This is a genomic window from Pseudomonas sp. NPDC087185 (genome assembly GCF_044744955.1).
GTDB lineage: Bacteria > Pseudomonadota > Gammaproteobacteria > Pseudomonadales > Pseudomonadaceae > Aquipseudomonas.
Genome location: NZ_JBIUZK010000002.1, coordinates 754820 through 768300, shown reverse-complemented (window position 1 = coordinate 768300; position 13481 = coordinate 754820). Strand labels below are relative to the sequence as shown.

General features: G+C 65.8%; 12 protein-coding genes. 8 read left to right on the top strand and 4 right to left on the bottom strand.

Annotated features, from left to right (window positions below; translation table 11 throughout):
- Positions 1 to 40: 40 nt before the first annotated feature.
- A complete protein-coding gene (locus tag ACIPIJ_RS09030) occupies positions 41 to 1222 on the top strand; it encodes an MFS transporter (protein ID WP_401075134.1) in 1182 nt (393 codons plus the stop codon).
- A gap of 80 nt (positions 1223 to 1302) precedes the next feature.
- On the opposite strand, the gene ACIPIJ_RS09025 is transcribed toward ACIPIJ_RS09030, so the two are convergent.
- The 3 genes from ACIPIJ_RS09025 to ACIPIJ_RS09015 all read right to left on the bottom strand — a co-directional run bounded on the left by ACIPIJ_RS09025 (position 1303) and on the right by ACIPIJ_RS09015 (position 4127).
- Complete coding sequence (locus ACIPIJ_RS09025; protein ID WP_401075131.1) at positions 1303 to 2118, bottom strand: sugar phosphate isomerase/epimerase family protein; 816 nt, start codon at positions 2116 to 2118, stop codon at positions 1303 to 1305.
- Positions 2119 to 2148: 30 nt separating this feature from the next.
- Positions 2149 to 3201, bottom strand: a complete 1053-nt coding sequence (locus ACIPIJ_RS09020) for a Gfo/Idh/MocA family protein (protein ID WP_401075128.1) — start codon at positions 3199 to 3201, stop codon at positions 2149 to 2151.
- A gap of 149 nt (positions 3202 to 3350) precedes the next feature.
- The gene (locus ACIPIJ_RS09015; RefSeq protein WP_401075126.1) at positions 3351 to 4127 is read right to left on the bottom strand and encodes an IclR family transcriptional regulator; all 777 of its coding nucleotides are present in this window, start codon (positions 4125 to 4127) and stop codon (positions 3351 to 3353) included.
- A gap of 183 nt (positions 4128 to 4310) precedes the next feature.
- Here ACIPIJ_RS09015 and ACIPIJ_RS09010 point away from each other — a divergent pair, with 183 nt between their 5' ends.
- Complete coding sequence (locus tag ACIPIJ_RS09010; protein ID WP_401075123.1) at positions 4311 to 6023, top strand: FAD-dependent oxidoreductase; 1713 nt, start codon at positions 4311 to 4313, stop codon at positions 6021 to 6023.
- A gap of 6 nt (positions 6024 to 6029) precedes the next feature.
- Here ACIPIJ_RS09010 and ACIPIJ_RS09005 read toward each other — a convergent pair whose 3' ends face one another.
- A complete protein-coding gene (locus tag ACIPIJ_RS09005) occupies positions 6030 to 7931 on the bottom strand; it encodes a potassium transporter Kup (RefSeq protein WP_401075120.1) in 1902 nt (633 codons plus the stop codon).
- Between the two features lie 129 nt (positions 7932 to 8060).
- Here ACIPIJ_RS09005 and ACIPIJ_RS09000 point away from each other — a divergent pair, with 129 nt between their 5' ends.
- The 6 genes from ACIPIJ_RS09000 to nikE all read left to right on the top strand — a co-directional run bounded on the left by ACIPIJ_RS09000 (position 8061) and on the right by nikE (position 13397).
- Positions 8061 to 8255, top strand: a complete 195-nt coding sequence (locus ACIPIJ_RS09000; protein ID WP_401075801.1) for a hypothetical protein — start codon at positions 8061 to 8063, stop codon at positions 8253 to 8255.
- Positions 8256 to 8460: 205 nt separating this feature from the next.
- Positions 8461 to 10032, top strand: coding sequence for a nickel ABC transporter substrate-binding protein (nikA, locus tag ACIPIJ_RS08995; RefSeq protein ID WP_401075118.1), 1572 nt, complete (start codon positions 8461 to 8463; stop codon positions 10030 to 10032).
- Position 10033: 1 nt separating this feature from the next.
- On the top strand, positions 10034 to 10975 hold the full coding sequence (nikB, locus tag ACIPIJ_RS08990; RefSeq protein WP_401075115.1) for a nickel ABC transporter permease subunit NikB: 942 nt from the start codon (positions 10034 to 10036) through the stop codon (positions 10973 to 10975).
- Positions 10972 to 11817 carry a nickel ABC transporter permease subunit NikC gene (gene nikC / locus ACIPIJ_RS08985; protein WP_401075112.1) on the top strand — a complete coding sequence of 282 codons (846 nt, stop codon included), beginning with the start codon at positions 10972 to 10974 and terminating at the stop codon, positions 11815 to 11817. Before nikB ends, nikC begins: the two co-directional genes overlap by 4 nt.
- The gene (gene nikD, locus ACIPIJ_RS08980; protein WP_401075109.1) at positions 11818 to 12588 is read left to right on the top strand and encodes a nickel import ATP-binding protein NikD; all 771 of its coding nucleotides are present in this window, start codon (positions 11818 to 11820) and stop codon (positions 12586 to 12588) included. It begins immediately after the preceding gene.
- A complete protein-coding gene (gene nikE / locus ACIPIJ_RS08975) occupies positions 12585 to 13397 on the top strand; it encodes a nickel import ATP-binding protein NikE (RefSeq protein ID WP_401075106.1) in 813 nt (270 codons plus the stop codon). The genes nikD and nikE overlap by 4 nt, the downstream gene beginning before the upstream one ends.
- The last annotated feature ends 84 nt before the right edge of the window (positions 13398 to 13481 follow it).

The window sequence follows — 13481 nt, the reverse complement described above, 5'->3', positions numbered from 1 at the left end:
CCCTCCCGCTCCAACTTTACCGGTTTGGAGTAACCCGCTCATGCCTGCCACCACGGCTCCGATATCGGGAGCAACTGATGCCCGGACCAGCAGCAGTATCCTGTTGCTGACCCTTGCGGCGTTCGCCGTGCTGACCACCGAATTCATCATCCTGGGGATTCTCCCGGGCCTTGCCCGCGACCTCGGCATCAGCATCCCCAAAGCGGGCCAGCTGGTCAGCGTGTTCGCGTTTACCGTGATGTTGCTGGGGCCGTTCCTGACGGCAGCGATTGCCCATTGGGATCGCAGGAAACTCTTCCTGGGTATCCTGATCATCTTTGCCTTGTCCAATGCATTGTCCGCCGTGGCCACGGACTTCTGGACGATGGCGTTTTCGCGCATTCTGGCTGCGGCAGCGCTGCCTGTGTTCTGGGGCACGGCCAGCGAGTCGGCGGCGCAACTGGCAGGCAAAGGCAAGGAAGGCAAAGCGGTTGCCCAGGTCTACCTGGGTATCACCGCCGCCTTCGTGTTCGGCATCCCGCTGGGTACGCTGGCAGCCAATGCGCTCGGCTGGCGAGGCACCTTCTGGCTGATTTCAGGGCTTTGCCTGGCCATTGCAGTGCTGATGTGGGCACTGCTGCCGCAACTGCCAAAAGCCCCGCAACGCCCGGCGGGCGAGCGTCAGACGATCATCCTCAAAGACCCGAAGTTCGTTGTGCACGTGCTGCTTTCGGTGGTGGTGTTCACTGCGATGTTCAGCGCCTACACCTACCTGGCCGACATTTTGGAGCGCCTTGCACAGGTACCCGGCCCTCAGGTTGGCTGGTGGCTGATGGGCTTCGGTGCCGTAGGCATGATCGGCAATGCCGTGGGCGGGCGGCTTGTCGACCGCAGCCCGTTGGGGGCGACGATCCTGCTGCTGACTGTGCTCGGTGCCGGCATGGCAGCCGCAGCGCCGGCAGTGAACACACTGTGGCTGCTGATTGTTGCACTGGCGGCCTGGGGCATTGCCTACACTGCGCTGTTTCCCGTTTGCCAGGTGCGCGTGATGATCGCCGGCTCCAGGGCGCAAGCGCTTGCTGGCACGCTCAACGTCTCGGCGGCCAACGGCGGGATCGGCCTGGGTGCGGCCATCGGTGGGGCGACCATCGAGCACCTCGGCCTGCCTGCGCTCGGCTGGGTGGGCGCCGCTATCGCCATGCTGGCCGTGGGTTTGGCTGCAGTGCTGCTGGCGCGCAAGTAGTTTGATCGAACACGGCTGCGTTACTGACCGCTAGTAAATGCTGGCATGCCAGGGCGGGGCCGCACAGCGGCCCCTTCCGTTTAAAGCTGGGCCACTAGCGCCTTGGCCTTTTCCAGCGCCATCCGCGCCCGCTGTTCACCACTCACCCCCTGTTCCAGCAACCGCCGGGTCGGAATCTCCAGGCTCAGGGGCACCGTTGCCGGCAAGCCCCGCAAGAGGCTAATCAGGTCTGCATCCCCCTCCCCCGGGAATCGCCGTTCGTTACGCGCCTGGCGCAGGATTTCGTCCATGTCATCGGGCACCGGCCCGGCCACATCACATAACTGGGCATAGCGCATGCGTTGCGGAGCCAGGCGCGCCAGGTCATCGAGCGACGATTGCGAGCGGTTGAAGTGGAATGCATCCACCAACACGCAGCCATTCGCGCGGTCGGCATTGGCAACGATGCGCATGGCCTGGTGCAGGTCGCGCACGTCGGTCCAGGGCATGAACTCCAGGTGCGGATAAATGCCATAGCCGGCGGCCAGGTCGCACAGTTCCGCAAAGCGCTCGGTGAGGCGGGCCTCGCTCGGGTCATTGCCGGCCACCAGTAGTTCGCTGCCGCCCAGTTCGGCACCCACCGCCAGGGTCGGCTCGAAGTCGGCAACGCGGGTGTCGGGCTTGAGGCGCAGGATTTCCAGGTCGAGGACCTTGATGCCAGTGTCGCGCAGCCGCGCCTGGGTCTGGCGGCGCAGCTCGCGGTCGGTGGCCAGCGGGAAGTGCTGCTCCTCAAGCGTGGCCGGCACCAGGCGCAGGCCCACGTGGCTGTAGCCGGCGCGGGCGGCAGCTTCGATCATTGCGGGTGGGGACAGCTCAAGTACCGTCAAGGCGGCCAGGGAAAAGATACGGTCGGTCATGGTTGTTTCCTGAAGAACCGGGGTTAGTTGTCAGGCGATGAGTTCGGGTGCGCAAGCACGGCCGCTGGCGGCCGCCTGGCGGATTGCCTCGACCAACGCCAGGGTGCGGCCACCGTCGGCGGCATCGGTCAGCGGTGCCTGTTCACCTCGGGCAACACGAACAAAGTGCTGCAATTGCAGGGTCAACGCCGCTCCGGCCGGGATGTCCGCCCCGCTCTCGAGCAGCGGCGTGTGCCAACCCGCGTTGGCCTCGGCGTATTGCCAGTGCTTGAGCTGCGGGATGCTCAGCGCACCGCGGGTGCCGGCAAGCAGGTAGCACGGTTGGGCCTCTTGGCGCGGGTAGATCGGGCTTTCACCCGAGCTCAGCTCCCAGCTCCACGGTGCCGCCACCGCATCGGATCCGGTCAGGCTGCCCAGTGCCCCGTTAGCGAATTCCAGCAGCACTGCCGCGCTGTCCTCGTTGGCATAACCGCGCACGTCGTTGCGGGTAAAGGCCTGCACCTGCACCACTTCACCACACAGGTAACGCAGCAGGTCCAGGTCGTGGATCAGGTTGGTCAGCAGAAAGCCCGCGCCGGGCTCGCGGCGCCATGGTGTGTCGAAATAGCTGTCGGGCTTCTGCAACTGCCACAGCGCGGTGACATTGATCAGCCGGCCCAGCGCCCCGTCGGCGATCATCCCCTGCGCGCTGGCGATCAGCGGGTTGTGCCGCCGGTGATGGCCGACCAGCACGGGTACACCACGGCGGCGCGATGCCTCCACCAGCGCGCGGACTTCATCCAGGTGCACCCCAACCGGCTTTTCCACCAGTACCGGCACGCCAGCCTCGACACAGTCCAGGGCGGTAGCCACATGCAGGTTGTTCGGGTTGGCGACGATCACTGCCTCGGGGCGGACATGCGCCAGCAACTGACGGTGGTCGGCGTAATACGGCACGCCGCATTCGGCGGCAAAGGCTTCAGCTTGCGGGCCGGGGTCGGCAATCGCGCACAACCGCGCCTCGGGGACCTGGCACAGGTGCTGGTAATGCTGGCGGCCCATGATGCCGGCGCCAATCAGGGCGATACGTAGGGGTGCGTTCAACGGGGCTGTCCTCTTGTCTTTATTGTCTTGGCAGTTTCAGAACCAGGTTCCACAATCCGCCAACAACAATCTAGAACCCCGGTCCGTTTTACAAAAGGACAGACAGCACAGAGTGTGCGGTTATCGACCGCAAATTGAGGGTCGAGCTGTCAGGCAAACAACTCGCTCGCCTGGCTGGCCGCCGACAATTCCTCCGCTGCTGCCAACAACAGCGGCGCCAATTGCGGCACACGCGCAGGCGATAGGCGTGCACTGGGGCCTGCGATACTCAGCACGCCGATCACGCCCCCGCCTTGCGGGCGATGGATCACGGCAGCCAGGGCCGAAGTACCAATGGCAGACGTTTGCTCCACCCAGGCATAACCCCGTTCCCGGGCGCAGGCCAGGTAGCTCAGCAGTTGTTGCGTGGACCGCGGCGCGTTGGGGCCGAATTGCTCGGGGTCGGCAATGCCCTGGCGCAACACCATCTGCAACGCTTCGTCATCACTCAGGCTGGCCAGCCAGGCATGCCCGGAGGCGGTGTAGAACAGCGGCGCATCGCGGCCCATGTCGGGGTCGTAGCGCAGCCCGGAACGGGCGCCCTGGGACTTGGCGATCCACGTCTGGCGGCTGCCGTCGATGACACCGAGGCGCACCAGCTCACCGCTGTCCTGGGCCAAACGATCAAGAATCGGCTGGATGATGTCGGCTCCACTGCTGGACAGGTAGCGAAACCCCAGCGCCACCAGTTTGGCAGACAGCTGGTAACGGCTGGTGTCGCGGTGCTGGCGCACGTAACCGAGGCGGATCAGTTCGGTGAGCATGCGGTGGGCCGCGCTCTTGGGGATCTCCAGGCGCTCGGCCAGGGTTTGCAGGCCGAGGCCCTGGGGCTCCGCAGCAAGGCTTTCGACAAGGCTGAAGGCGCGTTCGATCTGGCTACCGGCCATGGTGGGATCCCTGAAAAGTGACGAATGATGGACGATGATTCCATACAGGCCCAGGCCGACGCAGCGGCCTGGACCCGAAGTGTCCGGTTATCGACCACTACTTTGTCGGCGTGGCTTGCATCGCCCTGCGCCAACCCAGAAGAATATGGAACTCAGTTCCAATAATAATACTGGAGACCCGCGATGCCTACCGACTCTTTGCAAACTGACTGCGACGTCCTGGTCATTGGCTCTGGCGCCGCCGGCCTGGCCGCCGCCGTCACGGCCGCCTGGCATGGGCAGCGGGTCACGCTGGTGGAAAAGGACCCGGTGTTCGGCGGTGCCACCGCCTGGTCCGGCGGCTGGGCCTGGGTGCCGCGCAACCCGCTGGCGCAACGGGCGGGGATCGTCGAGGACATCGAGCAAGCACGCACCTACCTGCGCAACGAACTGGGGGTACATTTCGACGCTGAACGGGTCGACGCCTTCCTCGAAGCCTGCCCGCACATGGTCGCGTTTTTCGAAAAACACACCACGCTGCAGTTCGTCGATGGCAACGCCATCCCCGACATGCATGGCGACACCCCCGGTGCGGCAACCGGCGGCCACCAGGTGATCGCCGCGCCTTACGCGGCCCGTGAACTCGGTGCGTTGTTGCCGCGCCTGCGCAAGACCCTGCGTGAAACCTCGTTCATGGGCATGCCGATCATGGCCGGGGCCGACTTGGCTGCGTTCCTCAACATGACCCGCTCGCCCCGGGCCTTCCTGCATGTGTGCAAACGCTTGGGCCGCCACCTGTACCACCTCGCCCGCCATGGCCGGGCCATGCACTTGGTCAACGGTGTGGCACTGGTGGCACGCCTGGCCAAGTCGGCCGAAGACCTTGGCGTGCGCCTGGTCGAGTCGGCTCCGGCCAAGCGGCTGCTGGTGGAAGGCGGCCAGGTGCGCGGCGCGGTCATCGGCACGGCGCGCGGCGAGCAGACCCTTCGCGCCAAGGCCGTGGTGCTCGCTGCCGGCGGTTTTCCCAATGACCCGGCGCGGCGCCGGCAGTTGTTCCCGCGCGACGCCAGCGGCCACGACAACCTCGCCCTGCCGCCAGCGTCGTGCTCCGGCGATGGCCTGCGCCTGGGCGAATCTGCCGGCGGCGTGGTAGCCACCGACCTGAAATCGCCGGTGGCCTGGGCGCCGGTATCGAAGGTGCCGCACCGCGACGGCAGCGTCGGCCACTTTCCGCACATCATCGAACGCGGCAAGCCGGGCATCATCGGCGTGCTCGCCGACGGCAAGCGCTTCGTCAACGAAGCGCACGGCTACTACGACTATGTGGCGGCGATGCTCGAAGCAGTACCCGAGGGCGAGGAAGCCTGCTCCTGGCTGGTCTGCGACCACCGTTTCCTGCGCCGCTACGGCCTCGGCCACGCCCGTCCCGCACCGCTGCCGCTAGGGCCGCACCTGCGCAGCGGCTACCTCAAGCGCGGTAACGACCTTGAACAATTGGCCCGCGCCTGCGGCATAGACACTGCCGGCTTGAGCGCCACGGTAGCCGAATTCAATCGCCATGCGCGCCTCGGCCAGGACCCTGCATTCGGCCGCGGCTCGACGCCGTTCAATCGCAAGCAAGGCGACCCACAGCACAAAGGCCCCAACCCGTGCGTTGCGCCCATCGAGCGCGGGCCGTTCTATGCAGTGAAAGTCCAGCCCGGGTGCTTCGGCACCTTCGCCGGCCTGCGCACGGACGGCCATGCCCGCGTGCTGGACCACCAGGGGCAACCCATCGGCGGCCTGTATGCGGCCGGTACCGACATGGCCAGCGTGTTCGGCGGCTGGTACCCCTCGGGCGGGATCAACCTGGGCCCGGCACTCACCTTCGGCTACGTGGCTGGGCGGCATATCGCCGGTGCGCAAGCCCGGGAGTGAGGGGTTTCACATCTCAACCTGGGTGCCCAGTTCAATCACCCGGTTGAGCGGAAGCTTGAAGTACTTCAGGTTGCTGTTGGCATTCTTGAGCAGGAACGCGAACAGGTGCTCGCGCCACTTCGCCATGCCGATGCGCTGGGTCGGTACCACCGTTTCGCGGCTGAGGAAGTACGTGGTGCGCATCGGGCTGAAATCCAGGTCGGCGCGTCGACACTGGGCCAGGGCCAGCGGCACATCCGGCTCTTCCATGAAGCCGAAATGCAGGCTGACGCGGAAGAACCCATGGCCAAATGCTTCGACTTCGACGCGTTGCGCGGTGCTGACCCGCGGCGCGTCTTCGAAGACCACGGTCAGCAGCACCACCTGCTCGTGCAGCACCTGGTTGTGCAGCAAGTTGTGCAGCAGCGCATGGGGCACGGCGTCGGTACGCGCCGTGAGGAACACCGCCGTGCCCTGCACCCGATGCGGGGGTTGCGCTTGAACACTGCTGATGAACAGCGGCAACGGCAGCGCGGTTTCGTCCAGGCGTTCGACGATGATGTTGCGGCCACGCTTCCAGGTGGTCATGGTGATGAACAACAACACCCCAGCAATCACCGGGAAGGCCCCGCCGTCGACAATCTTCGGCGCATTGGCCGCAAAATACAGGCTGTCCACCAGCAGAAAGCCGAGCAGCATGGGGATCGCCAACCAGCGTGGGGTTTTCCACAGCAGCAACACCACCGCCGAAGACAGCAGCGTGGTGATCAGCATGGTGCCCGTGACCGCTACGCCATAGGCGGCGGCCAGCGCGCTGGAAGACTCGAAACCGATCACCAGCAACACCACCCCGACCATCAGTGCCCAGTTCACCGTGCCGACGTAGATTTGCCCCTGCTCCTGGCTGGATGTGTGCTGGATGAACATACGCGGCACATAGCCCAGCTGGATGGCCTGGCGGGTCAGCGAAAAGGCACCGGAAATCACCGCCTGCGAGGCAATGATGGTCGCCAGGGTAGACAACGCGACCATCGGCAGCAGGGCCCAGCTCGGCGCCAGCAGGTAGAACGGGTTGCGCACCGCCTCGGGGTTGCCGAGTATCAATGCCCCCTGGCCGAAGTAGTTCAGTACCAGCCCTGGCAGCACCAGCATGAACCAGGCGCGTGCAATCGGCTTGCGGCCAAAATGGCCCATGTCGGCATACAGCGCTTCGGCGCCGGTCAAGGCCAGCACCACGGCGCCCAGAATGGCCACGCCGATGCCCGGGTGGACGATGAAGAATTGTACGGCCCAGGCCGGGTTGAGTGCCTGCAGCACTTCAGGGCGTTGCATCACGCCGTGGACACCCAGCGCGCCCAGGACCACGAACCACAGCACCATCACCGGCCCGAACAGGGTACCGATGCGTGCCGTACCGTGCTTCTGGATGAGGAATAGCCCGACCAGCACGATCACCGACAACGGCACCACCCAGTGGTCGATCCCGTCGAACGCCAGCTGCAAACCCTCGACGGCCGACAGTACCGAAATCGCCGGGGTGATCATGCTGTCGCCGTAGAACAGCGCGGCGCCGAACAGGCCCAACAGCACCAGCACCCTGCTCAAGCGCGGAAACGGCGCCGCCGCCCGGCGCGCCAATGCCGTCAACGCCATGATCCCGCCCTCGCCCTGGTTGTCGGCGCGCAGCACGAACAGCACGTATTTGATCGACACCACCCAGACCAGCGACCAGAAGATCAGCGACAGGATCCCCAGCACACCGTCATGGCTGGGCTGCACGCCATAGTGCCCGGAAAACACCTCCTTCAGGGTGTACAAGGGGCTGGTACCGATATCGCCGTACACCACGCCCACGGCAGCGATGAGCAGGCCGACACCTGAGCTTGTGGAATGGCTGGATGAATTTGCGGTGGTCGCTGTTGCACTCACGAATGACGTCTCTGCACGGTTGACGGTGCCCGGCTGCGGGCACAAGAGTGCGGGTAGTATCGTTACACGCCTGGCTGGGCGCCGTAAAAAGTGCGTAAAAAAATCCTTTGCCTCACAGGCCTCGAGGGTGTGCCAGAAGTCCGCCAACGCCTCTGCGAACTGGCCATCGACTGCGAATACGACGCCGCCGGCTACCACTTCGCCGTGTATCAGCCGTTCGAGGACAGTGCGGTGCTCGACACGCTGTTCCCGATCAAGACCCTGTCGCCTGCCGGCATGCGTTTGAGCACGCGCTTGTGGACGCGGGTCACCAGCGGCACGTGACGCCACAGCCACTCGAAGAGCCCAGGCGGCAGCGCTGCAACCCGGTTGCACGGGAATGTGAGCTGAATCGGACAGCTGGCAAAAAGCTGCACAAGGCGAATCGCCAGCTGTCGCATTTTGTAACTTCCGACCCGATGATTTTACATGGACATCACCCCCGGGCCTCTTTAGCCTACCGCCTCCGTTGAAAGGGGGACCCCGTGTGATGCAGCAACCAGGTAAACCAAAGCCCGCCCTATGGGGCCTCTTCCTGCTTGCCGCAAGCGCCCTCGTTCATGCTGATTCCGGCACCCGGCAAGCACCGACGCTGGTGTACTCCTGGCCCGTCAATGCCGGCCCGCTCGACCCTCGCGGCTATGCGCCGAACCAGATGTATGCCCAGGCGATGGTCTATGAACCTTTGGTGCGCTACAGCGCGGCCGGCAGTGTCGAACCTTGGCTGGCCACGGCCTGGCAGCTGTCCGATGATGGCAAGACCTACACGTTCACCCTGCGCGACGGCGTGCGTTTCAGTGACGGCACGCCGTTCGACGCGGCAGCGGCCAAAGCCAACCTGGATGCGGTGTTGGCCAACAGCCAACGCCACCGCTGGATGGAACTGGTCACCACCCTCGACCATGTCGAAGCCCCGGACCGGCTGACCCTGCGGCTGGTGCTCAAACACCCCTACTACCCGACCCTGATGGAGCTGGCCCAGGTGCGCCCGCTGCGCTTCGCGTCGCCGCAGGCCAAGCCAGGTGCACCTGCCGGTACAGGGCCTTGGATGCGCGTCGATTCACGCCTGGGCGAATACGACCGTTTCGCCCGCAACCCCGTGTACTGGGGCGCCAAGCCGGCTTATGGCGAGGTGCTGGTCAAGGTCATCCCCGACCCCAACAGCCGCGCCCTGGCCCTGCAGGCTGGGGAGCTGGAACTGATCCAGGGCGCGGCGGGCGAGATCACCGCCGCCACCTTCGGGCGCTTGCGCGACCAAGGCTTCGCCACCGCCCTGTCGGCGCCGCTGGCCACCCGCACGCTGGCCCTGAACACCGGCCGTGGCGCCACCCGCGACCTCGCGGTGCGCCAGGCGATCAACCAGGCGGTGAACAAGCAGGCGATCATCGACAAGATCCTCTACGGTTTGGAACCCCGCGCCGACACCCTGTTCGCGCCCAACATGCCCTATGCCGACCTGGGCCTTGCGCCCTACGCCTACGACCCTGCCCTTGCCGCCCACGCGCTCGACGCCGCCGGCTGGCGCCTGGCCCCTGGCGCCACGGTGCGCAGCAAGGGCGGCGAGGCGCTGGCGATCGAGCTTGTGTTCCTCGGCACCAGCGCCTTGCAGAAGAGTCTGGCCGAAGTGCTGCAAGGCGAGCTGGCCAAGGTCGGCATGCACATCGACTTGCGCGCCGTGGAAGAAGGCGCGCTGGTGCGCCGCCAGCGCGACGGCGACTTCGGCATGATCTTCGCCGATACCTGGGGCGCACCTTACGACCCGCACTCTTTCGTCAGTTCCATGCGCTATGCCGGGCATGCCGACTACATGGCCCAGCGCGGCTTGCCGATCAAGGATGACCTCGACCGGCGCATCGGCCAGGTGCTGGCCAGCACCGACGAGCAACAACGTGCAGAACAGTACCGTTTCATCCTCACCACGCTGCACGAGCAGGCGGTGTACTTGCCCATTTCCTACCTCACGGCCATCAGCGTGCGCCGTGATTCGGTAGCCCACGTGCAGTTCGGCAGCACCCTGTTCGACGTGCCGTTCGAAACCATGACACCGAAACAGGAGCACTGACATGCTGCGCTACATCCTCTTGCGGCTGGTGCTGCTGGTACCGGTGATGCTCGGCGTATCCCTGCTGGTGTTCGTGCTGCTGCACCTGGGCAGCACTGACCCGGCACTGGACTACCTGCGCCTGTCGCACATACCGCCGACCGATGCGGCCGTGGCCGAAGTGCGCCATGCCCTGGGCCTAGACCGGCCGCTGTACGCACAGTACCTGAGCTGGCTGTGGAAGGCGCTGCAGCTGGACTTCGGCACCTCCTACCTGACCGGCCGCCCGGTATTCGACGACCTGCTCTACTACCTGCCCGCCACCTTGCAACTGGGCGGGCTGGCCCTGGCCTGTACGCTGCTGTTGTCGATCCCGTTGGGCCTGGTCGCGGCCGGCTGGCACGGTCGCTGGCCCGATCACGTGGTACGCGCGGTGACCTTCCTCGGCGTGTCGATGCCCAACTTCTGGCTGGCGTTTCTGCTGATCGCACTGTTCTCGTTGTGGCTGGGCTGGTTGCCGCCGTTGGGGCGTGGCGGCGCCGCGCACCTGGTGATGCCGGTACTGGCGATTGCGCTGATGTCGATGTCGATCAATGCCCGTCTGCTGCGCGCCAGCCTGCTGGAGGCCAGCGGCCAGCGCCATGTCACCTATGCCCGCGCACGCGGCCTGCCTGAGCGCCAGGTGTGGGGCTCGCATGTATTGCGCAACGCCTGGCTGCCCTTCGTCACCGCCACGGGCATGCATATCGGCGAACTGATCGGTGGCGCGCTGGTGATCGAGACCATCTTCGCCTGGCCTGGCGTTGGGCGCTTTGCCGTGTCGGCGGTGCTCAACCGCGACTTCCCGGTGATGCAATGCTTCACCTTGCTGCTGACCGGTTTACTGATGGTCTGCAACCTGGTGGTGGACGTGTGCTACGCCTGGCTCGACCCGCGCAGCCGCCTGGAAGGGGTTGGCGCATGAGTGTTCTGTCCCTGCTGCGCCGCCCTGCCTTGGCGGGCCAGCCCAGCCTGGTTGTCGGGCTGCTGTTGGTCAGCGTGCTGCTGTTGCTGGCCGTGTTCGGCCAATGGCTCGCCCCGCACGACCCTGACCTTGTCGACCTCGGCCAACGGCTGCTGCCCCCTGACAGCAGCCACTGGCTAGGCACCGACCACCTGGGCCGCGACCTGCTTTCCCGGCTGATCGTCGGTACCCGGCTGTCGCTTGGCAGCGTGATGCTGACATTGGCCCTGGTGCTGTGCCTCGGCCTGCTGGTGGGCGGAGTGTCCGGCTTCGTTGGCGGCAAGGTCGACCTGTTGCTGATGCGCCTGTGCGACATGTTCATGACCTTCCCCACATTGGTGCTGGCGTTCTTCTTCGTCACCTTGCTGGGCACGGGCCTGAGCAATGTGATCATCGCCATCGCCCTGTCGCACTGGGCCTGGTACGCACGCATGGTGCGCGGCATGGTCATCGCCCAGCGCGGCCGCGAATACGTCATGGCTTCGCGCCTGGCCGGTGCTTCACGCTGGGCGCGCCTGCGCGAACACGTGTTGCCGAACATCGCGGGCCCCTTGCTGGTGCTGGCGACCATGGATATCGGGCACATGATGCTGCACGTTTCCGGGCTGTCCTTCCTTGGCCTTGGCGTGACACCGCCGGCCGCCGAATGGGGGGTAATGATCAACGATGCCAAGGAGTTCATCTGGACCCACCCGCAACTGCTGCTGTGGCCCGGGCTGATGATCTTTTTCTCGGTAATGGCCTTCAACCTGCTGGGCGATGCGCTGCGTGATCGCCTGGACCCCACCCAGGAGGTGCGTTGAGTGGCACGTTCGACACTGGAGCTTCAGGGTTTGCGCATCGAGGGGCGAGCGGGTGTACTGGTCGATGACGTCGATCTGCAACTGCGCCGGGGCGAAGTCTGCGCATTGGTCGGCAGCAGCGGCTCGGGCAAATCGCTCAGTTGCCTGGGCCTGCTCGACCTGCTGCCGGCAGGCCTGGCCCGCACCCACGGCCAGTTGCTGCTGGACGGCCAACCGTTGCCGGCGGCGCAAATTCGCGGCCGGGTGGCCAGCCTGGTGCTGCAAAACCCACGCAGCGCGTTCAACCCGGTGCGCAACATGGCCAGCCACGCCCAGGAAACCCTGCAACTGCGTGGTATCGTCGGCACCGCCGCCGGAGCGCGCATGGTGCAATGCCTGGAGGCTGTGGGCCTGGATGAACATGAGCGGGTCCTGCAGGCCTACGCGTTCCAACTGAGCGGCGGCATGCTGCAGCGCATGATGATCGCCCTGGCGCTGATGGCCGAGAGCCCGTTTCTACTGGCGGACGAACCCACCAGCGATCTGGACGCCCTGAGCCAGGCGCGCTTCCTCGACCTGCTGATGAACCTCGTGCAGCAGCACGGGCTCGGCGTGCTGCTGGTCACCCACGACATGGGCGTGGTGGCCCGCTGCGCCGATCAGGTCGTGGTCATGGACGCTGGGCGCATCGTCGAGCGGCAGGCGGTTCACGGCCTGTTCGACCGCCCGGCCAGCGCGGCTGCCCGCACCCTGCTTGAAGCCCATCAGATCCTTACCGGGAGCCCGCCATGAGCCTGCTGCACATCGATAACATAGGCCACGGTTACCGCACCGGCGGGCTGCTGGGCAGGCGCCACTGGCTGCAGGTGCTCGATGGCATCTCGATCGAATTGCAGGCCGGCCAATCCCTCGGGCTGCTGGGCAGCAGCGGCAGTGGCAAGAGCACCCTGGGAAGGTTGCTGCTGGGGCTGGAAAAGCCCACCCATGGCCACGTCACCTTTGCCGGGCAGGACGTCAGCCGCTTGCGCGGCCCCCAGGCCCGGGACTTCCAGCGCGCCGTGCAACTGGTGTTTCAGGATGCCCCAGGTGCGTTCAACCCGCAGCGCAGCATTGGCTGGAGCATCGCCGAGCCGCTGCGGCACCTGAGTGGCCTGGACAGCACAGCGCGCAAGCAGCGTGTGCTGACCCTGCTGCAGCAAATGGGCTTGCGCGAAGAGCACGCCGAGCGCCTGCCCCATCAACTCAGTGGCGGGCAGTTGCAACGCGCCAACATTGCCCGGGCGCTGGCGGTATCGCCCCAGCTGGTGGTGCTCGATGAAGCCCTGTCGAACCTGGACCGGGTGCTGCAATTGCAGCTGCTGCAGCGGTTGGAAATGCTACGCCGCGAAAGCGGTACTGCGTTCGTGCTGATCACCCACGACCTGAGCCTGGTGCGCTACTTCTGCCAACGGGTGGTGGTGTTGGACGCTGGGCGCATCGTCGAAGACCGCCCGGTGGACGGTAGCCTGCGGTTCGCTCACGGGGTTGGCAAGCAGCTGCAGGCCGCGGTGCTGCCGCAGCGTCCATTCAAGCCTGAGGCAGCAAACCAGCGCACCGGCTGACCTCTGCCTGGGTCTGTTCGCTACCGAACAGACCCGCCAGGTGCCCGCCGCGCAGACTGAGGGCCTGACCGGCCAGCCCACGGC